Raw genomic sequence first — 26,140 nt, 5'->3', positions numbered from 1 at the left:
GGTAGGCGATCGAAGCCGGGGAGTCCGGACGGCGGCGCGGGAAGCGCCGCGCGCGGCTCTACTTGAAGCTGGCGACGGCGGCGGTTTCCGTGTCCGAAACGTCGAACACCGTCAGCAGCTTGGTGATCTGCAGCACTTCCTGGAATTTCGAGCCCAGATGGCAGAGCTTCATCGTGACGCCCTGCGTTCTCGCGCTGTGATGCGCGGCCACCAGCGTGCCCAGCCCCGCGCTGTCGATGAACGTGATGTTGTTCATGTTCAGCACGATCTTCTTCTTGCCCGCGGCGATCATGCTCTTCACCTTCTCGCGCAGGGCGTTGCTTTCCTCGCCGAGAACGATCCGGCCGTCCAGCGCCACCACTTCCACTCCGTTTACTTCGCGGTTCGTCATCTTAAGTGCCACGATCGTTTCCTCCTCGTCAGTCTCGATTCTGGGGGGCCCCGGCGGCGCTTCCTGCCGCGAGCCGAATGCGTTTCAGTAGTAGTCCGAGCAGGACATATAGTAGCCGCAGACCGGACAGACCAGCTTGCAGCGGTGCGCTCCGAGCCGCTGCGAGCAGACCGGACAGTAGCAGGAAGCATCTTCCTGCGGCGCCTCCGGTTTCTGGTCCGCCACCGGCGGTGCGGGCTCCGAATTCACTGCACGATCCACAGCCCGAAGTTTATAACACATCCGCAATGCAAGGGGGAAGAAGCCCTTCGGGGGCGGGCCGGGGGGTGCGGGGCAGTCCCTGGCGCGAGGGCCGCAGGGGTTGACCGCTTCGCGGTCACACCGGAACAGTTGGATTACCGCCGCGGCCGGGAAACCGGTTGGGGCATCACGTAGCCGGATTGCGCGGGCAGGCCGGCGCGCTCGAACTGCACCGTGCTGTGGTGGATCTGGAATTCCTTCCGCAGCTTTTCCTGCAGGGCCTGCAGCAGGCGCTCGCTCTCCTCCATGTGCATGTCCGGGATGCGCACATGGCAGCTCAGCAGGGTGTAGCCGCCGCCGAGCGTCCAGATGTGGATGTCGTGGACCTCCTGTACGCCCGGGACGGAGAGAATCGCGCGGGCCACGTCCGCCACGCGGGTTTCCGCGGGCCGCCCTTCGAGCAGGATGTGCGCGGACTCGCGCAGAATGCCGATGCTGGACCACAGCACCAGCGCGCCGATGCCCAGGCCGAGTACCGGATCGATCCAGTTGGCTCCGGTGCGGTGAATCAGGAAAGCGCCAACGAGAATGGCGATATTGGAGAGGGCGTCGCCGAAATTGTGCACCAGGATGCTGCGCAGGTTGAGGTCGCTGCGCCCGCGCACCAGGGCCAGGGTGATCCCGCCGTTGACGCCCAGCGCCAGCAGGGAGGTCCACACCATCCAGCTCTCCACCACGGCCACCGGCGCGCGCAGCCGTTCGATCGCTGCGTAGCCCAGCCACAGCGCCAGCAGCAACAGCACCAGGGAATTGGTGAAGGCCGCCAGAATACTCGCGCGCTGGTAGCCGAAGGTGCGCTCCTGGTCCGCGGGCCGCTGCGCCCAGCGCATGGCCAGCCAGGAGAGGCCCAGGGTGGGCACGTCGGAAAGATTGTGCACGGCGTCGTTCAGCAGGGCCACCGAATGGCCCAGCAGGCCGCCGGCAATCTCCGCGCCCACCAGGCCGAGGGTGACCACCATGGCCCAGGCCAGCGTGGCGGGCTGCAGGCCGTGGGCGTGGACATGCTCATGGTCAGGCTCATGGAGATGGCCGTGTGCGCCGGCGTGGTCGTGGACGTGCACGGCTTCATTCTACTCATTCCGGGATGCCGGCGCAGCCTTGGGCGTCCCGTAGTGGGCAGTTTGACACTTCCGGGCGGGGTTGTGATTGACGCTTTCGCCCGCTGCTGCCTACCATCGAGGTAACGGCACGCTCCGCGCAGCCTGCGGTAAGCCGGAAGGGGGAGCGTGTGCGGCCCGGGCAAAGCGCCAGGCTGCGCACGCGCACGATGAGTTTTCCGATCGCCAAACTGAGCTTCTGGGGGGTGCGCGGCTCGACCCCCACGGTGGACCCGGCCACCTGGCGTTATGGCGGAAACACGCCCTGCCTCGAACTGATCGCCCCGGACGGCACGCAATTCATCTTGGATTGCGGCACGGGGTTGCGCATGCTGGGCAGCCGCTGGGTCAGCCCCAACGGCTCGAGCACCGCGGAAACGCACATTCTCGTCACCCACTATCACTGGGACCACATTCAGGGGCTGCCGTTTTTCGCGCCCCTCTACGTGGAGAACAACGAATTCCATTTCTACAGCTTCCGCTCCAAGTTTCTTGGGCGCGACAGCCTCAAGCAGGTCTTCGAGGCCCAGATGGCCCTGCCCTATTTTCCCGTGGACCTCTCGGCCATGAGCGCCAAGCGCACCTTCAAGGAACTCGCAGGCGGGGAATCGTTTCAAGTTCGCGGCAGCAAGATCACCGCGCGCTGGCTCAACCATCCCCAGGGAAGCCTGGGCTACCGCATCGAGACCCCCGCGGGCACCATCGTCTACGCCACCGACAACGAGCCCGGCAATCCGGAGCTGGACAAGAGCCTGCGCGAGCTGGCCGAAGGCGCGGACATCCTTATTAATGACGCGCAATACACGCCCGAGCAACTGGCCACCACGCGCCGCGGCTGGGGCCATTCCTCGTGGCTCGAGGGCGTGCGCCTGGCCCGCGAAGCCGGCGTGAAAACCCTGGTGCTCTTTCACCACGACCCGGACTCCACCGACCGCATGGTGGACAACCTGCTGCGCCAGGCCCGCGACCAGTGCGAATCCGTTTTCGCCGCCAGCGAGGGCATGGTCATGACCCTCGACGGGGCCAGCCACGCGGATATTCACCTGCCGGGGACGCGCACCGCGCTGCGCCGCGAGGCGCAGTTCCGCGCCCTGGTTACCGGGACCACCGAAGACGGCCGCATGTTCGAGGAAGAGACCGTGGTCCGCGATCTCTCCCTGCAGGGCGCGCTCATCGTCCTCAACCACAGCCCCAAGCTGCAGTCCGAGCTGCAGGTGACCATGGAAACGCCGGGCGACGAGGGTGTGCGCTCCATGCGCCTGCGCGGCTACGTCGTGCGCATCGAAAACGACAAGGACAAGGGCCACTCCTCGGTCGGTGTCGTCTTCACCGACTGAGTCCTTCGCCCTTCGTGCATCTTCTTCCGCCCCGAGGGCTTCCCGCCTCCTGCAGTGACGGGCACAGCTTGGTCAGCTAGCTTGACAAGTATTCAAGCGAATGATTGAATAGTGGCATGAACCGACCAGGCAAACGAGAGTTCAAGGACAATCTTTTCGAGCAGTTCGCCCGCATTGGAAAGGCTCTCGCCAGCGGCAAGCGCCTGGAACTGCTCGAACTGTTAGCGCAGAAAGAGCGAAACGTCGAAGAACTGGCGCGTTTGACGGAGATGTCCACCGCCAATACCTCACAACATTTGCAGGTGCTGCGGCATGCGCGCCTCATTGAGTTCAGGAAAGATGGGCTGTATGCGAGATATCGCCTCGCGGACGAGCGGGTTTTCAGCCTGTGGCAGGCGCTGCGGGATCTCGGCGAAGACCGCATCGCCGAGATTGACCGCGTGGCGCATTCCTTCCTGAAAGATCGCAGCACGCTGAGGGCAGTCACGACGGAAGAGTTGAGGAAACGGCTGAAGAACGGCAACGCGATCGTTCTCGATGTCCGGCCTGTGGAGGAATACGGGGCCGGCCACATTCCAGGCGCCCGATCGATTCCGCTTGCGGAACTGAAGCTCCGTTTGCGGGAACTGCCGAAAACCCGGGAGATTGTCGCCTACTGCCGGGGTCCGTATTGCGTTCTGGCAGATGAAGCGGTCGCGTTGCTTCGTTCCCGAGGTTTGAAAGCCTTTCGATTCGAACAGGGCTTCCCGGACTGGAAGGCCCGCGGATTTCCGGTCGAAATGGTATCGCGCGCGGCCGGATGAGGGGGAGAGATATGCCTTCCAAGACGATCGTAATTCTCGGCGGGGGCGTGGGCGGCATGATCGCCGCAAACGAATTGCGCGCGAAATTGTCCATGGAGCACAAGGTTGTCTTGATTGAACGGAACGCCGAGCATGCTTTTGCCCCATCCTTTCTCTGGCTGATGACGGGGGACCGGAAGCCGGAGCAAGTGCGCCGTCCGCTGAGGAGCCTGCTGCGCCGCGGAGTCGAGTTTGTCCACACCAGCGCAGAGGTGGTGGACCTCCAAACGCGCCGGGTCATCACCAAAAGCGGGGAGTTCTCTTTTGATTATCTGATCATTGCCCTGGGCGCGGAGCTGGCGCCCGAACTTGTTCCCGGACTGGTCGAGGGTTCCCACAGCTTCTATACATTTCAAGGAGCTTCGCGATTGCAGGAGGCTCTCCGTACTTTTCCCGGCGGGCGCATCGCGGTTGTCGTGGCTGGCATGCCCTACAAGTGTCCCGCCGCGCCGCATGAAGGGGCGATGCTAATCGCGGATTACTTCCGCAAGCGCGGCCTTGCGGGCAAGGTGGACATCTATCTCTATACGCCGGAGGCTCTGCCCATGCCCGTCGCAGGGCCGGAATTGGGCGGAGCCGTGCGGCAGCTTCTCGAAAAGAAAGGCATTCATTTCCATCCGCTGCACAACTTGGTTGCCGTTGAACCGGCCGCGAGGACAGCGCGCTTTCAGCAAGGCGTGGAAAATTACGACCTCTTGATTGCCATCCCCCCCCATCGTGCTCCGCAATTGGTGCGTGACGCGGGTCTCACGAATGCGGCGGGCTGGGTGCCCGTCAGCGCCCAGACGCTCGAAACCAGCCAGGAACGGGTGTTTGCCATCGGCGATGTAACGGCCATTCCGATACCAGGACGCTGGAAGCCGGACGTTCCTTTGCTGCTCCCGAAGGCGGGCGTCTTTGCTCACGATCAAGCAGAGATTGTCGCAGGCAGAATTGTGGCGGAAATTGAAGGACGGAAGCCAACGGAGACCTTCTGCGGGGAAGGCTACTGCATGCTGGAGGCAGGCGAAGACCTCGCCGGATTCGCCTACGGCAATTTCTTTGCCGAACCGTCCCCGCAAGTGAAGATGCGGCAGATTGGCAAGGCATGGCACATCGGCAAAGTGCTGCTCGAAAAATGGTGGCTATCCCCGCCGGGCTGGAAGCGCGAGTTGTACGGCGCGATGTTGAAGGCCGGGGGCAAGATGTACGGCATTCCCATCGCGGTTTAGATTTTCACGAGTTCGCTGGAGGCTTTATGCGCTACCTCCTCATTCTCAACGATCCCCCTTATGGCACGGAACGCAGCTACAACGGCCTGCGGCTGGCGAGCACGCTGGCGAAATCCGATGGAACGGCCGTCTCGGTCTTTTTGATCGGGGACGCGGCTTCCTGCGCCGTCAACGGACAAAGCACACCGAGCGGCTATTACAATCTGGAGCGGATGCTGAAGTTTCTTGCGGGGAAGGGCGCGAAAATCGGTGTGTGCGGGTCCTGTATGGACGCGCGCGGAATCAAACCCGAAATGTTGGTGGAAGGAACACACCGAAGCTCGATGGATGAGTTGACCGCCTGGACTCAGGCCGCCGACAGAACCCTCGTGTTCTGAGAACGCCGCTCGCGCTTCATGGACATCACGCCTACGGCATACGCGCATTGGAGAGAATCCGAACTAGGATCCATCACCGAACGCCTGGAGCAGGAAGCCATTTTCTCGCAAGTCCCCGATCTCAGGGGATGGAACGTTCTCGATGCCGGGTGCGGCGATGGGAGTTACGCGATCGAAGCCTCTCGGCGTGGCGCCATCGTCACCGGGCTGGATTGCTCGCGTCCCCTGTTAGTCGCAGCGCGGCAGCGGGAGCAACAGAGCTTGTCCAAGGCTGGAATCTCGTGGCGCCAAGGTCAAGTCGAGGCCCTTCCCTTTCAAGATGCTTCCTTCGACCTCGTCCTCGCGATCACTGTACTTTGTCTGGTTCCGTCACCGAAGCGGGTCATGGGCGAGTTGGCGCGAGTCCTGCGGCCCGGCGGGATGCTCCTGCTCGGGGAACTCGGGCGCTGTAGTACGTGGGCGCTCGGCCGAAGAGTGCGCGCGTGGCTGGGCTCCGAATTCTGGAAACAAGCGCACTTCTGGACAACCGGAGAGTTGCGCGCTCTTCTTCGGGATGCGGGGCTCGGCCTGAAAACCATTCGCGGCGCCGTTTATTACCCGCCCTTAGCCACCTGCGCCAAGCTGGCGGGTCATTACGACCGATCGCTGTCCATCCTGGGTGGATGGGGAGCGGCATTCCTCGCGGTGAAGGCCAGCAAACCTCTGCCGGCCAAGAGTGTCCCGGCGGGCGCCGTGGATTACGGCGCTTGAGGAAGTTCAAGGGATGGAAACGGCGACTAACCGGCACTACGGCGTGATAGCGGCGAGGATTTCCGCGCCGGCGCGCTGCACCTGCTCCAATGATTTCGCCAATGTTTCTTTGCAGCCGGAAAAGAGTTGAATGTAATCCGCGGAATTTTGTGCCTTGAGGCCAATGGCGTCGCAGACCACAAAAGCGACGGCTTCCGCATCGGGCTGGCGGATGCGCTTTGTTGTCCCGGCGGGGCGCTCCCGCAAGTGAAGAATGGCATGTGCCTCAACCTTCCGCTGCTGCCCGGCGTTCGACAAGAGCGATCCGAGGTGATGCAAATTTCGCCGGGGATGCGCTGCGCCCAGGAGCTTGCCGCGCGCGAAGAAAAGGAGAAGAGTGCTTCTAATCCAGTGTTAGGGGCGACAACTTAGAACGTGGAGATGACGCGCTGCATCGCCAGTTTGGCACTCGAGAAGTCGTAGCAACTCCGGAAAAACTCGCACTGCTGGCAGTCTTCCCATTCCTTCATTGCAACTTCGAGATTGCGGTCTCGATGCCCGGGTCCGAGCGTGCTCACCCGCAGGTGAAAGACCTTGCCGGGCAACTCTTTTCCGAAATGAAACTGCGTCAAGTCAGGGAATATTGTCCCAAAGCAACTCTTCATGTTTTTCTCCTGTTCTCTGGTCCCGAGGGAATGAAGCAGGAGATCCGCGTAAGCGGACTTCCTGCTCCTCAGCTTGTTTGTGATCGGAAGTCTATGTTCGTCCGCGGTGCTAGCCTGCTGCCGCGCGGCCGACGATTTGTTCGATGTTCAGACCCAGCCCCCTCGCTACCCCGGCTCCGTAGGCAGGATCGGCTTTGAAGAAGTGCTGAATCTGGAGTTCCTGGATGCGCTGCGGAACCGTTTTCATGCTGGCCACGAGGTTGCCGATGAGCCGCTGCTGGGCATCCGCGGGCATCAGCCGGAACAGGTTTCCGGGCTGTGTGTAGTAGTCGCTGTCCACACGATGATCGTGCCGCGCCACTGACCCGCTGATCGCCCGCGGCCGCTCGAGATATTGCGAATCCTGCGCAGGCCCGCCGAAACTGTTCGGCTCGTAGTTCACCGCCGATCCGGCATTGCCGTCAAAGCGCATCGCGCCGTCGCGGTTATAGGTGTGCACGGGGCACTGCGGCCGGTTCACCGGCAGGGCGTCATAATTCACGCCCAGACGGTAGCGGTGCGCGTCCGGATAGGAGATCAGCCGCGCCTGCAGCATCTTATCCGGCGAGAACCCCATGCCCGGTGCGATATTTTTCGGTTCAAAGGCCGCCTGCTCAACCTCGGCAAAATAGTTCTCGGGGTTGCGGTTCAGTACCAGTTCGCCGACTTCGACGAGCGGATAGTCCTTGTGCGGCCAGACCTTCGTCAGGTCAAAGGGATTGATGTGATAGGTCTCCGCATCCTTCTCCGGCATGATCTGCACGCACACGCGCCACTTCGGGAAGTCACCCTGCGCGATCGCGTGGAACAGGTCGCGCTGCGCGTAGTCCGGATCCTTGCCCGCCAGTTCCGCCGCCTGTTCCCGCGTGAAATTCTTGATCCCCTGCTTTGTCTTGAAGTGCCACTTCACGTAGAAGAGCTCGTTCTTTGCGTTAATCAGGCTGAACGTATGGCTGCTGTAGCCGTTCATGTGCCGGTAGCCGTCCGGCGTTCCGCGATCGGAGAAAAGAATCGTCACTTGATGCAGCGATTCCGGCGAGAGCGACCAGAAGTCCCACATCATCGTGGGCGATTTCAGGTTCGTCTGCGGATCGCGCTTCTGGGTGTGGATGAAATCCCCGAACTTCAGGGGGTCGCGGATGAAAAAGACGGGGGTATTGTTTCCCGTCATGTCCCAGTTGCCCTCTTCGGTGTAGAACTTGAGGGCAAATCCCCGCGGGTCACGCTCGGTATCCGCCGAGCCCTTTTCTCCGCCAACCGTCGAAAAGCGCAGGAACGCCGGCGTCTTTTTGCCTACCGCGGAGAAAAGTTTCGCGGCCGTATATTGGGGGATATCGGGATTGTTGCAGACAAAATAGCCATAAGCGCCGGAACCCTTGGCATGGACGATGCGCTCCGGAATGCGCTCGCGGTTGAAATGGGCCATCTTTTCAAAAAGCAGGAAGTCTTCAAATACTACCGGTCCGCGGGGACCCACGGTGAGGGAATTCTGGTTGTCGCCCACGGGGCGTCCCGCGGCGGTGGTCATTTTCTTGCGTTCATCGGTCATAGGAATTCTCCTTCGCAGGCAAGGTTAGCGGAGGACGAGCTATACATCCAATATATGGTTCCGATAGAATCTATAGGGATATCCTATGGAACTCCATCAACTCCGGTATTTCTGCGCCATCGCCGAAACCGGCAACTTCAGCCGCGCCGCCAGGACAGTGCACGTCTCGCAGCCGTCGCTTTCGCAGCAGATCCGAAAACTCGAGGAGGAGCTGGGCGTGCGCCTCTTCGACCGGTTGGGCCGCACGGTGCGGCTGACAGAGCTTGGGCGGACATTTCTTCCCCGCGCGCGCGCCGTTCTGAGAGAACTGGAGGCGGCAAAAGGCGATATCCTGGAACGTAAGGCGGCGGTCGGCGGCCCCGTGTCGGTAGGCGTTATTCCAACAATCGCGCCTTATTTTCTTCCACCGCATCTCACCGTCTTTTCCCGCAGGTATCCGCTGGCGAGGGTGACGGTGGTGGAAGAGATAACTCCGGTACTCCTGGAACGCCTCCGCGCAGGAACTGTGGACGTCGCTATCCTGGCACTACCGATTCGGGGACACGAGTTCCACTCATTCCCCTTGCTCACGGAAAGGCTTCTTGCCGTACTTCCGAAACACAACCCGCTGGCAAGGCGCCGCACACTGTCCTTGTCCGAGCTTCGCGCCGAGCCTTTTCTCCTGCTGCGCGACGGACACTGCTTCCGCGATACAGCCGTGGCTGCCTGCGAACGCGCCCGCATGAATCCACAGATCGTTTTTGAAAGCGGGCAATTCACCAGCATCCTCAGCATGGTTAGTGCCGGACTTGGCGTATCGATTGTTCCGGCGATGGCCGTCGAGAAACGCAATGGGTGCCGCTTTGTCCGGCTAGCGGATGAGCGCGCCACGCGAACTATCGGCGCCGTGACATTGCGGGGGAAATTTCTTCCTCGCGTCCACCAGGCATTCCTGTCCTATCTGGATGCACAGGCCCGGGTGAGTTCCAGCGCCGTGGCCTGTCACACCTAGCCCGGACCCTGCGTTCGACAAGAACTATCCGAGGTGGTACAAATTTCGCCGGGGATATTCAGCGCCCGGAGCTGGCCGCGCGCGAAGAGAAGGAGAACATGGCTCGAATGCGGATAGCGGCACGATGATCGGTCTCTCCACGGGGATTTTTCTTTTCTTTGCCGGGATGCTGGGCGGCGCGCTCAATGCGGTGGCCGGCGGGGGCAGCTTCGTGGCCTTTCCCGCGCTGCTCTTCACGGGAGTTCCGCCGATAGCGGCGAATGCCACCAATACCGTTTCGCTGTGGGTTGGCGTGGGAGCCAGCGCGCGGGCCTACCGCAGACACCTGAACATTTCGCGGCGGGTGCTGCTGCCGCTGCTGGTGGTGAGCGTCGTTGGTGGTCTGACCGGGGCGCTGGTGCTGATCAAGACGCCGGCGCACACCTTTCTGCGCACGCTGCCCTGGCTGATGCTGGGCGCGACGTCCTTGTTCACCTTCGGCAAGCACCTGACGCGCATGCTGGCGGTGGATGTTTCGCGGGAGCCCAGCAGCGCCGCCATCGCCGGAGCCTGCCTCTTCGAGCTGTTCGTAGCCGTTTATGGCGGGTACTTCGGCGGGGGAATGGGCATCATGACCCTGGCCATGCTGGCCGCCCTGGGCATGACCGATATCAACGCCATGAATGCGCTGAAGGTTACCCTGGGCGGGGCCATCAACGGCGTGGCCACCATCACCTTCATCGCCACGCACATCATCTATTGGCCGCAGGGCGTGGTCATGACCGCCGGGGCCATCTTCGGCGGATACATGAGCGCGCACTACGCGCAGAAGCTGCCCCAGGCGTGGATCCGCGGCTTCGTGATCCTCACCGGGCTGGCCATGAGCATCTACTTCTTCCTGAAGGCCTATGCCTAGGCGGCGTGCAGCACCCGATCGCGGACGGGCGGGCTGCCCGATGGTTCATTTCGCCTGCAGCGTCTCGATGTATTGCGTCAGATTACGGATGCGCAGCTGAACCATGGCCGGATTCGTCCCGTGCACGGGAGAGGTCGCGAAGAGCTGACCCCAGATGGGCATGTCAGCCGTGCCATGGGCTGGGGCCGGCTTTTCTGTTCCGAAGCGCAAGACCGCGGCCACGTGCTCGGCGGGGTATTTCCCGTCATTGTGCATGGCCAGCATGGTCAAGTCCGTAGGTGGTACCTTGAGCTCCGAAGCGGCAGGACCGTCGCCCTTTCCTTCCGTCCCGTGGCAGACGGCGCAATACGCCCTGTACATTCTCATACCCGAATCTGCGGGAGTGTGTTTCATCGGGGCTTTCTTGATGATTTTCTGTGGCGGGGTCTCGGGGGTCTGCTGTTGCGACCATGCCGCAAGAGCCAGAACCGTGAAGATGAGCAATCCCAGGAATCCGATGCGTCTCATGACTAACCTCCTCGTGTGCTTTCGCAGTTGTGTGGGATGACCGCTTTGCGGTCACGTGTGAAATAGAGGGAAAATCCGCGGTCCCCAGACGGGGCCGCAAGAAAATTTCATACCCTTCCTGGTCTGCCGTCTGTGACCAGCATCACCCAGGCGCGTGCTCCGGCGGCAGGCCCGGCTCGCCTCCAACGGTCCCTTCGCTGCTCAAGATCGTTAGAAACAGAGATTTCCAGACCTGAATGTGAAGTACCAGGAGGGTGAACTCCTTCTCGCTTCTCCCTCCGGCCCCCGATGGGATAAAGTGACGGGGCCCCGGCAATGACCACACGGACCACAATCCCCGCGAACGCGCCGCCGGGGGCGGCGCCCACCCGGCCGCCGGTTTGCAAGCGCAAGCTCCTGCGCGGGCTGGTGCGCCAGGCGCCGTTCGTGGGCAAGAATTTCCGGCTGTATTTTCAGAACGCCTGGCGGCGCAAGATTTTGCGCAGCGACATCGTCGCGCCCTACGCGGTGAGCTACTACGTCACGCACAAGTGCAATCTGGCCTGCAGCTATTGCACGCAGAAAGAACCGGAAGTCTTCAGCGGGGAATTGTCCACGGCGGAGACCATGCGCATTCTGCGCTGCATCCGGCGCGAGACGGACTCCATCGTCATCACCGGCGGGGAGCCGACGCTGCGCGCGGACATCGAGGAGCTGGTTGCGGCGGCGCGCTTCGACTGCAAGTTCCGTTCGGTGCTGCTGATCACCAACGGGACGCTGCTGGACCGCAAGCCCGATGTGCTGCGGAGCCTGACCGGGCTGGTGGTCAGCCTGGACGCGCTGGCGCCGGACCCGGCGAATGCGCTCTCCAAGCCCGCGGCGCTGCCCCGGGTGTTGGAGAACATCGCGCTGGCCAAGGAGCGCATGGGCCATGCGGGACGCATCACCATCAGCACGGTGATCGAAGAGTGGAACGTCGCGGAGGTGGAGCGGCTGCTGGACTGGTGCCGGGAGGAAGGCTTTGTCTTCGCCGCGCAATCGGCGCAGAACGGGAAGATGCCGAACTTGACGCTGATCCGCAGCGCGCGCTACCTGGCCCTGGTCGAAAAAATCCTCGCGCGGCGCCGCGCCGGGGCGCAGCCCATCAACGGCACGCCGCGCAGCATCGAGACGCTGCTGCGTTTCGGCGACTTTCAGTGTTTTCCGACGATGTTCCCGCGGGTCTATCCCAACGGCGACGTCTTCTATCCCTGCGAGCCGCTGCACCTGATTGCCGGCAACCTGCTGCGCGACGGCTCGCTACGCAAAATTTTCGCGCGCGGCCGCAAGCTCTACGGCGGGATCCCGCCCTGCCGGGGGATTTGCTACCTGTTCGGGAATGTGCTCTCGCACTACTACGTGAACGATTTCTGGGGGCTGGCCGGAGATTTTATCCGTTGAGGGCTATTTCAGTTCGGCGATTTTTTTATTGAGGTGTTCGAGAGCGGCTTCGAGGGTCTTGCGGTAGCGCGGATTGGTGGCGGTTTCAAGGTCCTTCTGGACTCTCTTGCGGGAGAGTTCCAGGACTCCCTGTTCGCGCTGCAGCTGGAGTTGCGCCTCAGCCCGGGCAGCTTCGCCGGAGGGTACTTCCTTCGCCTTGGAGGATTCGATCTGTTCTTCTACGGACTTGCTTTCCCAGCCTCGAGCCATACACACATTTTGACACAGTTTGCCCTCGCCGGGGCATAAACCTGCGGCGGGGTGACAGTGCAGAGACGTGAAAGAAAGGTTCCCTAGGCGCCGGCGGCGCGGCCCCGCGGCGGCGCCGCCGGATTGTCCGGGGCTGGCCGGAGGACGGGAAGCGGAGAGCGCAGCACGCCGCGGATGGTGGCGGCCGCAACCTCGGCGAGGTGCGCGGCGAAAAAACCGCGGTAGGAAAATTCGGCGGCGTGCTCCAGCCATTCGATGCGCAGGCGCGCCGCATGCTCTGCGGCCAGCACGCGGACCGCGCGGATCTCCGCGGAAGGAATGACCAGCAGCGGGCGCAGGGCGCGGTCGAGCGCCCAGATGCGCTCCGCGCCCACGAACAGGTGCACCGGAGCGGGGAGCGCATTGCCCGGCTGGTAGTCGCCGCCGTTCACCACCGCCAGAGCGCCCAGCTCGCGGGCCTTTTCGTCGAGCGAAAGGTCTTGCCGCGCGGGAGGCAGGAGCACGGCAGCCAAAAACAGGAACAGGCCGGTGACCGAGAGCACCCAGCTGTTCCATAGGCCGAGGGGCACGACGACGAGCGCGGCGCCGAAAACGCCCAGGGCCACGCGGAGGGCGAGCCAGGAGCGCGGATCGCGGCGGAGGCGCAGCAGCCTGGGCACGAGCAGCACGAGGGCGAAAAGCGCGCCTACGGCGAGCCGCTGCAGCGTGGCGAGGAATCGGGGCCCGGCCTTTTCCGTTGCTGGTTTTTCGTTCATGCGTTTGCGCTGCTCAGGGTTTCAGGCCTGCGATGTCGCGCATGCGCGCAAAGGCGCGGCGCACGTGCGGGATGGTGATGGAGCCGCCGACGATGAGCGCGACGTTGAGGGCGTCGATAATTTCGTCGCGCGTCCAGCCCACTTCGCCGCAGCGCACCAGGTGATAGGTGATGCAGTCGTCACAGCGCAGGACCATGGAAGCGGTGAGGCCGAGGAGTTCCTTGGTCTTGGTTGGCAAAGCGCCCGGCTCGTAGGCCTGGTGGTCCAGCGCGAAGAAGCGCTTGATGCCCAGATGGCCGCAGCCGAGGATCTCTTCGTTGAGGTCGGCGCGGAATTTCTGAAAATCGTCGAGGCGATCGGCCATGTTTCCTCCGAGGAGTCCGGGCGCGGGGCCTATTATGTACCAAAATCGGCGGCGCAGGCCCGTGCGGCTAATTCGGCAGGACCCGGCCGGGGCGCGCGCCGGTGGGCTTGCCGGCGTCCCAGACGAGTTCGCCGGCGACGAAAACTTTTTCGATGCCCGCAGGCAGCTCGAAAGGTTTGGCGAAGGTTGCGCGGTCGATGACCGTGCCGGGATTGAAGAGCACGAGGTCGGCGGCGGCGCCTTCGCGCAGGACGCCGCGGTCCTTCCAGCCGAGACGCTGGGCGGGGAGCGCAGTCATCTTGCGCACGGCTTCGGGCAGCGTGAGCCAGTGCTTCTCGCGGACGAAGAGGCCGAGGACGCGGGGGAAGGTGCCCGCGCCGCGCGGGTGGTGCATGCCGATGCCGCCGTCGCTGGCCACCATGACCCAGGGCTGCTGGTAGAAGGCCTGGATGTCGCTTTCGACCATGGACTGGCCGATCACGGCGGCATCGGAGTTGGCCGCGTCGCCCTCGCGGATGATGCGGATGAACATCGCGACGGGGGAGATGCCGCGAGCGCCGGCGAGCTCCGCGATGGTGCGGTTCTCGTAGGCCGGATTCGGCGGGAAGCCGGTGATGGTCACGTGGTTTGCGCCGCCCACATCGGCCAGCGCCTTCTCCACGCTTTGCGGATTTTCGTACTGCTTGTCCGGAACCAGCACCTTGATTGTGGAGTGCCAGGCGTCATAGGGATAACAGTCGGCGAGGAAATCGACGCCGCGCTGGCGCGCTTCTTCAATCAGGCGGATGTATCCGGGAGCTTTCCCCCACACGGCTACGGTGCCGAGCTTGATGTGCGAGTGCTCGACGGGGATGTGCGCGCGCTCGCCGATGGCGATCTCTTCCCGGAGGGCGTCGAAGGCTTTGTCGGCTTCGTCGCGGATGTGCGTTTCATAGAAGCCGCCGTGTTTTGCGGCGGCCTGGGCCAGGGCCACGACCTCGCCGGTGGAGCTGTAGCTGCCGACCTCGTATTCGAGACCGCTCGAAAATCCGATGGCGCCTTCGCGCATGCCCTGCTCGACGAGCGCGGCCATTTTCGCAATCTCTTCCGGAGTGGCTACGCGCTTGTAGTCCTGCCCCATGACGGCGCGGCGCACCGGTTCGTGGCCGACCAGGGTGGCCAGGTTCAACGCGGCGGGATTCTTGCGGCGCGCTTCGAGCCAGGCTCCGACCGGCCAGGGAGAATCGCCATCCGGGCCGAGAATCACGGTGGTGATGCCCTGGGCGATCTGCGATTCGGCCAGCGGATCCTCGGCGATGCCCTCCGCGGAGTGGTTGTGCATGTCGATGAAGCCGGGGGCCAGGACCAGGCCCGTGCCGTCGATGACGCGCTCGCCCTGGGCCGCAGCAAACTTGCCGATCTGCACGATCTTGCCGCCGGCGACGCGCACGCTGGCGGCGCGCAGCGGCGCGCCGGTGCCGTCGGCGAGCTGCGCGCCGGCAATGACGAAGGATGGCGGTTTTTCCTGGGAGCGGAGAAACATTCCGGCGCCAGCGAGAAGGAGGAAGGCTGCGGCAAACGAGCGTGCAAGGAATCGCGTCATGGGGCCACCTGTGTGAATTGCGCAAGTCATTGTTGCGTACCTCTTCTGCGGGGGCAAGCCGGAATAAATTCCGCCCGGCGCTACAAGAGCAGGCGCTCGGCGCGCTCCGTACGGGCGCGCAGGCGGTACCAGATAACGATGAGCACGACTGAAGCGGCAAAGATGATGGTGGAGATGGCGTTGATCTCCGGGGTGATGCCGCGGCGCAGGCGGCCCCAGATCTCCAGGGGCAGGGTATTGTCGCGCCCGATGAGGAAAAAGGTGACGGCGATTTCGTCCATGGAGAGCGTAAAGATCAGCAGGGCGGCGGCGATGAGCGGCAATTTCAGGTTGGGCAGGGTGACGCGCCAGAAGGTCTGCCATTGGCTGGCGCCGAGATCGAGCGAGGCTTCTTCCTGGGCGCGGTCCATTTTCTGGAGGCCGGCGAAGAGTTCGGTGGTAGCCACGGAGATCAGCGCGGTGCCGTGGCCGAGAAAGACGGTGAGGAGGCTAAGCTTGACGCCGGCGAAAACGGCGAACATGAGCAGGGAGAGGCCGGTGATGATGCCGGGGAGGATGAGGGGGAGAAGGACGAGTCGGCGGAAGAGCGGCTTGCCGGGAAAGGTGGCGCGCTCGAGAGCGAGAGCGGCGAGGAGGCCGAGGGTCAGAGAGAGCAGAACACTGGCCACGGCGACGAACACGCTGTTGAGAACCGCGTCCCAGATGGCGTTGTCGGCGAAGAGCTGACGGTACCAGGCGAGCGTGAAATGCTGCGGAGGAAAGCCGCCGACGCCGTCGCGGTTGAGGGAATAGACGATGAGCACGGCGATGGGCAGATAGAGGAAGGCGAAAACGAGCAGCGCGTAAGCAGTGAGCAGCGGGGCGCGGCGCGCGGGCGAGGTACTGGCGCGCGCGTTCACTGGGCCGCTCCTTTGTAGGACCAGCGCTTTTCGAGGCGCTCGGTCAGGAAGAGCAGGGAGACGGTGAGCAGCAGGATGCAGACGGAGAGGGCCGCGCCAAGGGGCCAGTCGTAGGCGGCGCCGAAGAGGCTCTGCACGATGTTGGCGATCATGGTGCCGGAGGGGCCGCCGACGAGCAGCGGGGCGAGGAAGTCGCCGAGGGAAAGAAGAAAGGCGAAGGTGGCCCCGGCGAGGAGGCCGGGAAGCGAGAGGGGCAGAATGACGCGGAAGAAGGTAGCGCGCGGACCGGCGCCGAGATCCTGCGAGGCTTCGACGAGCGGGCGGGGGATGTGCTCGAGAGCGGCGTAAATGGGGAGGAAGACGAAGGGAGTGTAGATGTGGGTGAGCATGAGGACGACGGCGAAGGGGCTATAGAGGAGGAAGCCGGCGGGCTCGCTGGTGAAATGGAAATACTGCAGGAAGCCGTTGAGCACGCCGTCGCTGCCAAGGATGGTTTTCCAGGCGTAGCCGCGGACGAGATAGCTGACCCATAGGGGGACGATGACCAGTTGATAGAGAAGTTCCTTGCGCGGCCCGGCGTGGAAGGAAAGGTAGTAGGCGAGGGGATAGCCGAGGAGCAGGGAGCAGAGGGTGACGGAGGCGGCGATGCGCATGGTGCGGAAGAGAACCTCGGCATAGACGGGATTGCCGGCGAGGGTCTGGTAGTTGTGGAGATTCCACTGGTGGACGAGGAAACCTTCGCGGACGGCCCAGAAGCTGTGCGCGAACATGAGGGCATAGGGGAGCAGCAGGAAGAGCCCCACCCAGAAGAGGGGCGGCACCGAGATGATCGCTTTGTAGAGGCGCGAGTACATGGGAGAAAGTGGTCCGCGGGCGGTGGTCACGACCCCCGGACGCGGATGGCGTCCGCTGCGGAAAAGAAAAATTCGTGTGGGCCGGCAAGGGGGCCCTGCGCGGGGATGCGCGCGCGGAGTTCCAAGCCGCCGCTGCAGGCGAGTTCCAGGATTTCGCTGGCGCCGCTGAAGATCTGCTGCCGGATGGTGGCGCAAAATTTTACGGCACCGGCGGGAGCGGCGCTGCCGGCGGCCGCGAGGCGGATGACTTCGGGCCGGAGGGAGAAGACGGCCGGGCCGATGGCCAGCGGGGCGGCTTCTGCGGCTGATTCGACGACGGGCCAGCGAAGAGCGCCGCAGGTGGCGATTTCGTTGCGGATTTCGGCGCGCAGGAGATTGGTGTGGCCGATGAAGCGCGCGGTGTAGGCGGTGGCGGGATGGGCGTAGATTTCGCGAGGCGAGGCGACCTGTTCGAGGGCGCCGTCGCGCAGGAGCGCGATGCGGTCGGAGAGGGCCATGGCCTCTTCCTGATCGTGGGTGACGAAGAGGAAGGTGATGCCGATTTCGCGCTGCAGGGCTTTGAGTTCGGACTGCATCTCCTTGCGCAGATTGGCGTCCAGCGCGGAGAGCGGCTCGTCGAGGAGCAGGAGCTGCGGGCGGTTGACGAGGGCGCGGGCCAGCGCCACGCGCTGCTGCTGGCCGCCGCTGAGGCGGGAGGGGCGGGCGCCGGCGAACTCCTGCATCTTGACCATGCGCAGGGCTTCCTCGACGCGGGCGGCGATTTCGTGGCTGGGCACGCGGGTGACGCGCAGACCGTAGGCCACGTTGTCGCGCACGCTGAGGTGCGGAAAGAGCGCGTAGTTCTGGAAGACGGTGTTCACGCGGCGGCGGTAGGGAGGCAGGGTGTCGAGGCGTTCGCCGCCCATCCAGATTTCGCCGGAGGTGGGCTGTTCGAAGCCGGCGATGAGGCGCAGGAGGGTGGTCTTGCCGGAGCCGCTTTCCCCGAGCAGGGTGAGGAATTCGCCCTGGGCGATGTCCAGGGAGATGCGCTTGAGAACTTCGTGCGCGCCGAAGCGCTTGGCGATCCCGCGCACCTCTAGAAGGGGCGCGGCGCTTTGCGGAATCGCGGGTGCGGGTGCGCTGCTCACTGCGCGGCTTTGACCTCGTTCCAGAGTTCGTTGTACCGGGCGCGGCGCGGCACGTCCTGCCAGAAGTAGATGCGCTGCATGTAGGCGTCGGGATCGTCGAGGTGCAGGCTCTTTTTTTCCCCGGCGGTCATGAACTGCGCCGCGGCGGGATTCGCGGGAACGTATCCGGTAACGTCCGTGACTTTTTTCTGCGTCCGGGCCTCGATCATATAGGCGAGGAAGGCGTGGGCCAGTTCCTTGCGCTCGCTAGCGGCGGTGATCATGAGGTGGTCGATCCAGCCGGTGGTGTTTTCCTTGGGAATCGTTTCGCCGATGGGGAAGTTCAGTTTGCGGAGCTGGTTGGTCATGAGCGGCCAGCCCATGGCCGCGGCGACTTCGTGGTTCTGAAAAAGATTGGTGAGCTCACCGCCGGAGGTCCACATCTTGCGGACGTTGGGCTTGAGGGCCAGGAGTTTCTTTTTGACTTCGGCGAGCTGCGCGTCATTCAAATTGTAGAGCTGCGCGGGATCGGGTTTGTCGTAGCCGAGGATCTGCGCGGCCATGTACACAGTGGAAAGATCGTCCCACACGGAGACTTTGCCCTTGTGTTGGGGGTCCCAGAAGACAGCCCAGGAGCCGGGAGGCTGGGGAAACGCGGTGGTGTCATAGAGGAGCGGGTTGGGGCCCCACATGAAGGGAACGCCGTAGGTGCGGCCATTCGCTTTGACGAGGGGCAGGGCGCGGAGCTTCGCGGAGAGCTGGGAGTAGGCGGGAAGCTTGGCGAGATCGAGCGGCGCGGCGAGGCCGGTGCTGGCAATCATTCCGGCGACGTCGCTGGAAGGGGAGATGACGTCGTAATTTGAGGCGCTGCCGCCGCGCAGCTTGGCGACCAGCTCGTCACTGGAGCCCATGTAGGAGGCGACGACTTTGCAGTGGTGGGCCTCTTCGAAGGCGCGGACGAAAGCGGGGTCGGCGTAGCCTTCCCAGACGAGGAGGCTGAGGGTTTCCTCTTTTTTCTTGCAGGAGGCGCAAGCAAGTGCCAGCGCCAACAGAGTCAGGAAGAATGCGCGACGCTTCATGGTGTCCAGCTCCAGCCGCACAGGCTTCAGCCTGTGCGCTTGCTTCCAGCCGGCGGAAAAAACGGAAGAACACAGACCGCAGAGTGCTTCAGGATAAATTCCCTCCGTGCCAATGCGCTACTGCTGATAGACGACCTGGCCGGCGACGATGGTGGTCCGCACCTTGGTTTCGGCAATTTTGTGCGCGTCGATCTCGAAAACGTTTTGCGACAAGATGATGAGATCGGCAAGTTTGCCCGGTTCGAGCGAGCCTTCGGTTTTTTCGCGGCGGCCGGCGAAGGCGGCATCGAGGGTGTAGCCGCGGATGGTTTCGGCGACGGAAAGCCTTTGCTCGGGGACGAAACCTGGCGGGGGAGCGCCTTCGGTGGTCTGCCGGGTGACCGCGGTCTGCACGCCGATCCAGGGATCCAGGGTGACCACCGGCCAGTCGCTGCCGAAAGTGTAGCGGCCGCCGGCCTGGGCGATGCTGCGCCACGACCAGGCGCGCGAGGAACGGTCCGGTCCGGCGTTGCGGGCCCAGACGTTATTGAGGTTGTCGTCGGGATAGGAGTGCAGAGGCTGCATGCTGGCGATGACGCCGAGCTTGCCGAAGCGCGGGATGTCCGCGGCGGCGACGGTTTCGATGTGCTCGATGCGCGGGCGGCGGTCGCGGGTGCGGTTGAGTTTGGCGGCGTTCTCGTAGGCGTCGAGCGCGGTGCGCACGGCGAGCTCGCCGATGGAGTGGGTGAAGAGCTGCAGGCCGCGCTTGTCGAGTTCGGCGACGGCGGCGCCGTACTTGGCGGGATCCCAGAAGAGCTTGCCCTGCACGGAGGGGTCGTCGCTGTAGGGAGTGAGCATGGCCGCGGTGTGGGCTTCGACCACGCCGTCGAGCATGAACTTCACGGCATCGGTGTCGATCCACTCGTCGTGGAATTTCTTGCGCGCGGCTTCGATGGCCTCGAGGTCCCGGGGGCGGAGCTCCGGGGGATCGAGGAAATAGGCGATGGTGAAGCGCAGGGTGAGATCGCCGTGGCGGCGCAGCTCGTCGTAGAGGTCGAGTTCGGGGAAATCGCCGCCGCAGCTGTGCACCCTGGTGAGACCGTGCTGGTTGGCCCAGCGGATGCCGGCGCGCAGGGCGGCCAGTTTTTCGGCGCGCGTGGGCTTGGGCACCATCCTGGCGACTAACGCCTGCGCTTCTTCCTTCAGCGCGCCGGTGGCTTCGCCGGTTTGCGGGTCGCGGACGATGATGCCGTTGGGCGGGTCGGGGGTTTCGCGGGTGATGCCGGCGAGGGCCAGAGCCTTGGAATTGGCCCAGTAGGTGTGGCCGTCGTAGCCTTCGAGGAAGACCGGGCGGTCAGGGAAGATTTCGTCGAGATATTTTTTGTGCGGGAGGGCCACGGCGCCGAACATGGCGTAGTTCCAGCCGCGGCCGAGGACCCAGCCAGTGCCGGGATGCTGGGCGGCGTATGCGCGGAGGCGCTGCTGGATGTCCGCGGGGTCTTTCGCGCCTTCGAGGTTGACGCGGCCGAGGCTGAAGGAGCCGTCTAGGAAGTGGATGTGCGAGTCCACGAAGCCGGGGAGGACAAGGCGGCCCTGGGCGTCGATGATTTTGGTGCCCGCGCCACGGAGCTTGCCGACTTCCGCGTCGGAGCCGACGGCGACGATCTTGGCGCCGCGGATGGCCACGGCCTCGGCCCACGGCTGCCCGGCGTTGAGGGTATAGACACGGCCGTGCACGACGACGGTGTCCGCTACCGGAATTTTTGCGGATTGCGCGCGCGCGGTGGAGGAGAAGCTAAAGAAGGAAGCCAGAACCAGGATGGCGGAAAAGAAACGCGTGGTCTTCACGGGCACCTCAGGGTTGAGCTTGTATCACGATTTCCGGGTCACGAACCAGGGGTCATAGATATCTGTGACCGCGAAGCGGCCAAATCCATGCGTGACCGCAAAGCGGTCAACTTCATGCGTGACCGCAAAGCGGTCAACGCATTTTCAGAACGTGGGCGGCGTATTGATCCAGAGCAGCATGGTCTCGCGCTTGCCGGGATTTTTCCAGCGGTGCGGCGTGGCGCTCTCGAAATAGAGGCTGTCGCCGGGCCGCAGGCGGTAGTGCTCGTGCTCGTTGAGCCAGATTTCCAGTTGGCCCTTGAGAATGTGCAAGAACTCTTCGCCTTCGTGGGCATAGGATTCGCCGCTGCCGCCGCCGGGCTTAAGGCGGAAGAGGTGCGGCTCCATGGCGGTGTTGCCCCAGGCGAGAAGCTCCATGCGCACGCCGGGAGCGGTCTCCAGAACTTTGCGCTGCGCGGGGCGCACCAGGCGGGGATTGTCGCCAACGGGCTCGAAGAGGGAAAGGATGTTGGTGCGGTAGAAGCGGGCGATGCGGCGCAGGGTGGAAACCGAGGCGCGCATCTGGCCGCGTTCGAGGGCGCTGAGAAAGCCCGCGGAAACTCCGGTGGCGCGGGCCACCTGGGCCAGGGAGAGGCCGCGGCGGGTGCGCAGGCGGCGGAAGCGCGGGCCGGGAAGGGCGGCGCTGCCGGCGGGGGCGGTGACCACGCCCTGGCGCTTGAGGACGTGGACGATGGCGGCGGGGTTGAGGCCGCGAGCGCGGCGGAGAAAGATGGCGCGCTGCAGGAGGCGCACGTCGCGCTCGGAGTAGAGGCGGTACTTGCTCCGGGTGCGCCGCGGAGCGATGAGGCCCAGGGCTTCCCAGGCGCGCAGGGCGGAAGAGGAAATGCCCACACGTTTGGCGACGGCGCTGATGCGCAGAGGCTTTCCGTGGGCGGCGGCGCGCTTGGGGTTCCGCGAATTCTTTGTGCTTGACAGCGGCATGGGCTTTCTCTAACCTTGCTGGATTATAGTAAGGTTTCAGGGGTGCAGCAACCACGATTTCCAATGTTTTTTGGGAGGGGTCACGTCCATGAGTTCACTGAACAAAATTTTTGGTCACGCTGCGCGGCGGGCTGCGTCCGCGCCCATTTTTCTGTTATTGGTTGCGCTGCTGGCGCCGTCGCTGGCGCACGCGCAGGGCACGGGCGGGCGCATCCGCGGCACGGTGCTGGACTCCAGCGGCGGTTCGGTCACCGCAGCCACGGTTATTCTGACCAATGAGGCGACGGGGGCGAAGCGCGACGCGCAGAGCAGCGGCACGGGCGAGTACATGTTCCTGGAAGTGCCGGTGGGCAGCTACCAGGTGGAAGTGCAGATGGCGGGCTTCAAGAAGTATCTGCGCAAGGGCATCGTGCTGCAGTTGAACGAAGTGCTTACGCTGGACATCACCCTGCAGGTGGGCGCGGCGGCGGAAACGGTCGAAGTGACCGGCGCGCCCCCGCTAGTGGATACGACGTCGACGCAACTGGGCGCGGTCGTGAATGAGCGCTCGGTGAGCCAGCTCCCGCTGGCGCAGCGCGACACCTATCAATTGCTGTCGCTGCAGCCGGGCGTGCAGTCACAGCTGGGCGTGGACAACGTTTTTGGCAGCGACAAAGCCGGCGTGGTGAGCGTCAACGGCGGCCGCGGACGGGACAACAACTTCATGGTGAACGGCGGAGACGGCAACGACCAGTTCGCCAACCTGCCCGCCATTCAGCCTTCTCCGGACGCCATCGGTGAATTCCGCGTGCTCACCAACACGTTTGACGCCGAATACGGGCGCAACTCCGGTGCGGTGATCAACGTGGTGACCAAGTCCGGCACGAACGACTGGCACGGCAACGTGTACGACTACTTCCGCAACCAGAACCTGAACGCCAAAGGATTCTTCGACTCCAGCAAGCTGGACTATCTCCAGAATCAATTCGGGGCCACCTTTGGCGGGCCCGTGAAGAAAGACCGGTCGTTCTTCTTCGCGAGTTATGAAGGCAACCGCCTACGCAAGGGCACTTCCTCCGACACGGTGACAGTGCCAACGGCTGACGAGCGCGCCGGTAATTTTTCCGCGGGCTCCCCGTTTGCCGGTGTGCTGACCGACGCGAATCTTGCAACTGTGCTGGCTGGAAGGTCAACCTGTCAGGCGGACATCAATACGCAACATGGCGGCTCGTTCCCCATCGTGGCCGGGGTGAACTATGCCGGGACGTACGATCCGATTACCAATGCTTTGCTGACGCCGGGTCTGTTCACCGATACAGTAACGCCAGGCGGCCGGGACAACATCATTCCCGTGTCTTGCATGGACCCGCTGGCCCAGGATCTGATGACCTTGGTACCCTCCGCCAACCGTCCAGACGGCACCTGGCAGGGCGTGCCGCTGGGGCACGAGCGCAGCAATCAGTTCACTCTAAAATTTGACCATACCTTGACAAAGACCCAAGACCTGATGGGTTATTACTACTTCACCCAGCACTACCTGGCAAAACCCTTCGCCAGGTTCCAGGCCGGCGGTTCGAACCTTCCCGGCTTCGGAGACCTGACGGATGAGCGTACCCAGCAGATCGTGGTCAAGCACAGCTGGCGGCTGGGGAGCACCGCGGTCAACGAGCTGAAGTTTACGTTCATGCGGGAAGGACAGGGAACCTACTTGCATCCGCAGAACACCAGTCTTGTCGGGAATTCCTGCCCGGGGATCGTCGCTTCCAATTGCTTTATCGACCCGAACAATCCGAACAACACCAACAATACGGGCCTGGGCGTCTATCCCAATCTCGGCGCCACTCATGAAGGTCTGCCCTTTGTTTCCATTTCCGGCGGATTCTCCATGGGCAACAACTTCGAAGGCGAGCTCCCGCAAAAGGGCAACACCTACCAGTTCACCGAGAGCTACAGCAAGGAGCTCGGCAAGCACAGCCTGAAGTTCGGCGGCGATTTCCGCATTCAGCAGTTCGATCAGCGCCTCTATTTTGACATCAACGGCGCCTTCTATATCTATGGAGGCGGTCCGAACGACCCGATGTATCAGAACCTTTTCCCGAACTTCCTGCTGGGGCTCAACGACAACTACATTCAGGGTTCCGCGCAGGACGAACTGGTGCGCAGCAAAGCGGCTTACCTCTTTGCGCAGGACAGCTGGAAGATCACGAACAGTCTGACCTTGAACTACGGGGTACGCTGGGAACTGAATACCCCGCTAACGGATAAAGGCAAAAAGGTGCAGACCTTCCACCCCGGACAGAGCACCACGATCTATCCCTGCTCGATTGGCGTGGACAATCCGCTCTATGCCCTAAATGGGAACAGCTCCGACTGCGGAACGGCAGGCGTTCTTCCGACCGGAGTGGTTGTCCCAGGAGATACGGGCGTTCCGGACGGACTGACGAATACCTACTACCATGCCTTCGCGCCGCGCATCGGACTGGCCTGGAGCCCGGAAGCAAGAGAAGGCGTGCTGGGCAAGCTCTTTGGCGGACCGGGCAAGACCAGCGTGCGCGCTGGTTTCGGCATGTTCTATAACCCGATCGAACAGCTCGTTCTTGAACAGTTCAGCGCCGAGCCGCCGTTCGGCGGCAGTTCGAGCATTTATAACACCATGCTCAGCCTGCCGTTTCAGTATCAGGATGGCACGAGCGCTCCCAACCCCTTCAACGGCATCCTCAATCCGGCTCGCGGCACGCCCGTGGATTGGTCCGTTTTCCGGCCCATGCTTTTCTATGGGCAGTGGCCGGCGAACATGAAGGCGCAGTATGCCGAGCAGTACAACCTGACGATCCAGCGGGAGATCGCGAAGGATCTGGTCTTCCAGATCGGCTACGTCGGACGGCAGGGCCACCGGCAACTGGCGACGCGGGACCTGAATCCCGGCAACGCGCAAACCTGCCTGGACCTGCAGAGCCTCGCAGATTCGACGGGGAACGCGGATCTCTCTTGCGGGCAATTCTACGCCGACAGCTCCTATTCGTTCACTCTCCCGAGCGGCTCGGTTTTCCACCTGCCCTATGTGGGGGGTTCGACGCCGGGAGGCCCGAACATTCCCTGCCCCCTCGTGAACGCTCCGGCTGCGTGTACGGTGACCGGTGCGGCACTCGGTACTCCGATCACGCTCGTAGGGCTACGGCCGTACTCTTCGCCGAACTGCGACCCGCTGAGCGGCGGGGGCTGCCCGATTGACAATGTTCCGGTGATCAGCAGTATTTTCTCGCAGGACACAATTGCGAACTCTTCGTACAACTCGCTGCAGGCCAGCCTGGAAAAGCGATTCTCGCACGGGGTGCAGTTCCAGGCGTCGTACACCTTTGGAAAATCGATGGACTACGCGTCCACGTTCGAAAGCCTGGTGGATCCCTACAATATGAAGCGCAACCGCTCGCTTTCGATCTTCGATGCGCGGCACCGCTTCATCTTCAGCTTTTACTGGGATCTCCCTGTGCCCAAATACCAGGGGTTTACCGGCAAGATGCTGAACGGCTGGTCGCTTTCCGGCATCACGACGGTGCAGTCGGGATTCCCCATCCGCATCACGTCGCAGGATGATCAGGAGTTGCAGGGGAGCTTCGACTTCGAAATGCCGGGCCAGCCGAACTATGCTGCGGGAGCCACGTTCAAGGCTACGGACCCGCGCACCGGCGCTTGCGCGCTGGGCACGGGACCGTACTCCGGCACCAGTGATCCTTGTCAAATACTTCCTGGTTATGGGTTCGACCCCAATACCTTCACCAATGGCACCGTGGCCCTTGGCACCATCGGCAACGCTCCGCGGACGATTTGCTGCGGGCCGAGCGCCTTCAACACCGACCTGGGATTCCAGAAGCAAATCCCGGTAAATGAGCGCGTGCGGTTCGAATTCCGCGGCGACTTCATGAACGTATTCAATCACACGCAGTTCTTCCAGCCGGACGGCAACATTACCGATGGAGGAGATTTCGGCCGTGTGAAGCGCGCACGTGAACCGCGGCTGGTGCAGTTCGCGCTGAAGCTGTACTTCTAACGCGGCCGGAAGAGAACCAGAAACGGTGCAAGGCGCGGTCCGCAAGGGCCGCGCTTTCGCGCCTGAAA

The 26,140-nt window shown here is 63.3% G+C and carries 26 protein-coding genes; 10 read left to right on the top strand and 16 right to left on the bottom strand.

Features of this window, described 5'->3' with window-relative positions; translation table 11 throughout:
• Nucleotides 1–58 precede the first annotated feature (58 nt).
• The 3 genes from LAN61_11320 to LAN61_11310 form a co-directional block, all read right to left on the bottom strand.
• Complete coding sequence (locus tag LAN61_11320) at nucleotides 59–403, bottom strand: STAS domain-containing protein (GenBank protein MBZ5541094.1); 345 nt, start codon at nucleotides 401–403, stop codon at nucleotides 59–61.
• Between the two features lie 72 nt (nucleotides 404–475).
• Nucleotides 476–616 carry a hypothetical protein gene (locus LAN61_11315; protein MBZ5541093.1) on the bottom strand — a complete coding sequence of 47 codons (141 nt, stop codon included), beginning with the start codon at nucleotides 614–616 and terminating at the stop codon, nucleotides 476–478.
• A 170-nt stretch (nucleotides 617–786) separates the two neighbouring features.
• The gene (locus LAN61_11310; GenBank protein ID MBZ5541092.1) at nucleotides 787–1,752 is read right to left on the bottom strand and encodes a cation diffusion facilitator family transporter; all 966 of its coding nucleotides are present in this window, start codon (nucleotides 1,750–1,752) and stop codon (nucleotides 787–789) included.
• A 206-nt stretch (nucleotides 1,753–1,958) separates the two neighbouring features.
• On the opposite strand from LAN61_11310, the gene LAN61_11305 reads away from it, so the two are divergent.
• The 6 genes from LAN61_11305 to LAN61_11280 all read left to right on the top strand — a co-directional run bounded on the left by LAN61_11305 (nucleotide 1,959) and on the right by LAN61_11280 (nucleotide 6,716).
• A complete protein-coding gene (locus LAN61_11305; GenBank protein ID MBZ5541091.1) occupies nucleotides 1,959–3,125 on the top strand; it encodes a PilZ domain-containing protein in 1,167 nt (388 codons plus the stop codon).
• Between the two features lie 116 nt (nucleotides 3,126–3,241).
• The gene (locus tag LAN61_11300) at nucleotides 3,242–3,928 is read left to right on the top strand and encodes a metalloregulator ArsR/SmtB family transcription factor (GenBank protein ID MBZ5541090.1); all 687 of its coding nucleotides are present in this window, start codon (nucleotides 3,242–3,244) and stop codon (nucleotides 3,926–3,928) included.
• Nucleotides 3,929–3,939: 11 nt separating this feature from the next.
• Nucleotides 3,940–5,178, top strand: a complete 1,239-nt coding sequence (locus LAN61_11295) for an NAD(P)/FAD-dependent oxidoreductase (GenBank protein ID MBZ5541089.1) — start codon at nucleotides 3,940–3,942, stop codon at nucleotides 5,176–5,178.
• A gap of 26 nt (nucleotides 5,179–5,204) precedes the next feature.
• The gene (locus LAN61_11290; protein ID MBZ5541088.1) at nucleotides 5,205–5,555 is read left to right on the top strand and encodes a DsrE family protein; all 351 of its coding nucleotides are present in this window, start codon (nucleotides 5,205–5,207) and stop codon (nucleotides 5,553–5,555) included.
• An 18-nt stretch (nucleotides 5,556–5,573) separates the two neighbouring features.
• Nucleotides 5,574–6,305: a class I SAM-dependent methyltransferase gene (locus tag LAN61_11285; GenBank protein ID MBZ5541087.1), complete on the top strand. Its 732-nt coding sequence runs from the start codon at nucleotides 5,574–5,576 to the stop codon at nucleotides 6,303–6,305.
• Nucleotides 6,306–6,431: 126 nt separating this feature from the next.
• Complete coding sequence (locus LAN61_11280; protein MBZ5541086.1) at nucleotides 6,432–6,716, top strand: hypothetical protein; 285 nt, start codon at nucleotides 6,432–6,434, stop codon at nucleotides 6,714–6,716.
• On the opposite strand, the gene LAN61_11275 is transcribed toward LAN61_11280, so the two are convergent.
• On the bottom strand, nucleotides 6,713–6,949 hold the full coding sequence (locus LAN61_11275; protein MBZ5541085.1) for a hypothetical protein: 237 nt from the start codon (nucleotides 6,947–6,949) through the stop codon (nucleotides 6,713–6,715). The two genes, LAN61_11280 and LAN61_11275, sit on opposite strands and share 4 nt — an antisense overlap.
• Nucleotides 6,950–7,058: 109 nt before the next feature.
• The gene (locus LAN61_11270) at nucleotides 7,059–8,537 is read right to left on the bottom strand and encodes a catalase (protein MBZ5541084.1); all 1,479 of its coding nucleotides are present in this window, start codon (nucleotides 8,535–8,537) and stop codon (nucleotides 7,059–7,061) included.
• Between the two features lie 85 nt (nucleotides 8,538–8,622).
• Here LAN61_11270 and LAN61_11265 point away from each other — a divergent pair, with 85 nt between their 5' ends.
• Complete coding sequence (locus LAN61_11265) at nucleotides 8,623–9,528, top strand: LysR family transcriptional regulator (GenBank protein ID MBZ5541083.1); 906 nt, start codon at nucleotides 8,623–8,625, stop codon at nucleotides 9,526–9,528.
• Between the two features lie 166 nt (nucleotides 9,529–9,694).
• Entirely contained in the window at nucleotides 9,695–10,423 is a 729-nt protein-coding gene (locus tag LAN61_11260; protein MBZ5541082.1) for a sulfite exporter TauE/SafE family protein, read from the top strand.
• A gap of 45 nt (nucleotides 10,424–10,468) precedes the next feature.
• On the opposite strand, the gene LAN61_11255 is transcribed toward LAN61_11260, so the two are convergent.
• Nucleotides 10,469–10,930, bottom strand: coding sequence for a c-type cytochrome (locus LAN61_11255; protein ID MBZ5541081.1), 462 nt, complete (start codon nucleotides 10,928–10,930; stop codon nucleotides 10,469–10,471).
• A gap of 315 nt (nucleotides 10,931–11,245) precedes the next feature.
• On the opposite strand from LAN61_11255, the gene LAN61_11250 reads away from it, so the two are divergent.
• Nucleotides 11,246–12,349, top strand: coding sequence for a radical SAM protein (locus LAN61_11250; protein ID MBZ5541080.1), 1,104 nt, complete (start codon nucleotides 11,246–11,248; stop codon nucleotides 12,347–12,349).
• Nucleotides 12,350–12,352: 3 nt separating this feature from the next.
• On the opposite strand, the gene LAN61_11245 is transcribed toward LAN61_11250, so the two are convergent.
• The 10 genes from LAN61_11245 to LAN61_11200 all read right to left on the bottom strand — a co-directional run bounded on the left by LAN61_11245 (nucleotide 12,353) and on the right by LAN61_11200 (nucleotide 22,045).
• Nucleotides 12,353–12,598 carry a hypothetical protein gene (locus LAN61_11245; protein MBZ5541079.1) on the bottom strand — a complete coding sequence of 82 codons (246 nt, stop codon included), beginning with the start codon at nucleotides 12,596–12,598 and terminating at the stop codon, nucleotides 12,353–12,355.
• 83 nt (nucleotides 12,599–12,681) lie between these two features.
• Entirely contained in the window at nucleotides 12,682–13,353 is a 672-nt protein-coding gene (locus tag LAN61_11240; protein ID MBZ5541078.1) for a hypothetical protein, read from the bottom strand.
• A gap of 13 nt (nucleotides 13,354–13,366) precedes the next feature.
• Nucleotides 13,367–13,717, bottom strand: a complete 351-nt coding sequence (locus LAN61_11235; GenBank protein ID MBZ5541077.1) for a carboxymuconolactone decarboxylase family protein — start codon at nucleotides 13,715–13,717, stop codon at nucleotides 13,367–13,369.
• A gap of 67 nt (nucleotides 13,718–13,784) precedes the next feature.
• Nucleotides 13,785–15,299: a D-aminoacylase gene (locus LAN61_11230; protein MBZ5541076.1), complete on the bottom strand. Its 1,515-nt coding sequence runs from the start codon at nucleotides 15,297–15,299 to the stop codon at nucleotides 13,785–13,787.
• A gap of 80 nt (nucleotides 15,300–15,379) precedes the next feature.
• Entirely contained in the window at nucleotides 15,380–16,156 is a 777-nt protein-coding gene (locus LAN61_11225) for an ABC transporter permease (GenBank protein ID MBZ5541075.1), read from the bottom strand.
• A 38-nt stretch (nucleotides 16,157–16,194) separates the two neighbouring features.
• Nucleotides 16,195–17,052, bottom strand: coding sequence for an ABC transporter permease (locus LAN61_11220; GenBank protein ID MBZ5541074.1), 858 nt, complete (start codon nucleotides 17,050–17,052; stop codon nucleotides 16,195–16,197).
• Nucleotides 17,053–17,078: 26 nt separating this feature from the next.
• Nucleotides 17,079–18,155 (bottom strand): ATP-binding cassette domain-containing protein, encoded by a 1,077-nt coding sequence (locus LAN61_11215; protein ID MBZ5541073.1) that lies wholly within the window; start codon nucleotides 18,153–18,155, stop codon nucleotides 17,079–17,081.
• A gap of 20 nt (nucleotides 18,156–18,175) precedes the next feature.
• The gene (locus LAN61_11210) at nucleotides 18,176–19,237 is read right to left on the bottom strand and encodes an ABC transporter substrate-binding protein (protein ID MBZ5541072.1); all 1,062 of its coding nucleotides are present in this window, start codon (nucleotides 19,235–19,237) and stop codon (nucleotides 18,176–18,178) included.
• A gap of 117 nt (nucleotides 19,238–19,354) precedes the next feature.
• Nucleotides 19,355–21,064: an amidohydrolase gene (locus tag LAN61_11205; protein MBZ5541071.1), complete on the bottom strand. Its 1,710-nt coding sequence runs from the start codon at nucleotides 21,062–21,064 to the stop codon at nucleotides 19,355–19,357.
• A gap of 144 nt (nucleotides 21,065–21,208) precedes the next feature.
• A complete protein-coding gene (locus tag LAN61_11200; protein MBZ5541070.1) occupies nucleotides 21,209–22,045 on the bottom strand; it encodes a cupin domain-containing protein in 837 nt (278 codons plus the stop codon).
• A gap of 88 nt (nucleotides 22,046–22,133) precedes the next feature.
• Between LAN61_11200 and LAN61_11195 the strand changes: the two genes are divergently transcribed.
• Nucleotides 22,134–26,072, top strand: a complete 3,939-nt coding sequence (locus tag LAN61_11195; protein ID MBZ5541069.1) for a carboxypeptidase regulatory-like domain-containing protein — start codon at nucleotides 22,134–22,136, stop codon at nucleotides 26,070–26,072.
• The last annotated feature ends 68 nt before the right edge of the window (nucleotides 26,073–26,140 follow it).

It is taken from the genome of Terriglobia bacterium, assembly GCA_020072785.1.
Taxonomy (GTDB): domain Bacteria; phylum Acidobacteriota; class Terriglobia; order Acidiferrales; family UBA7541; genus Acidiferrum.
The sequence above is the reverse complement of the archived record's forward strand: the minus strand, read 5'-3'. Positions and strand labels throughout refer to the sequence as shown.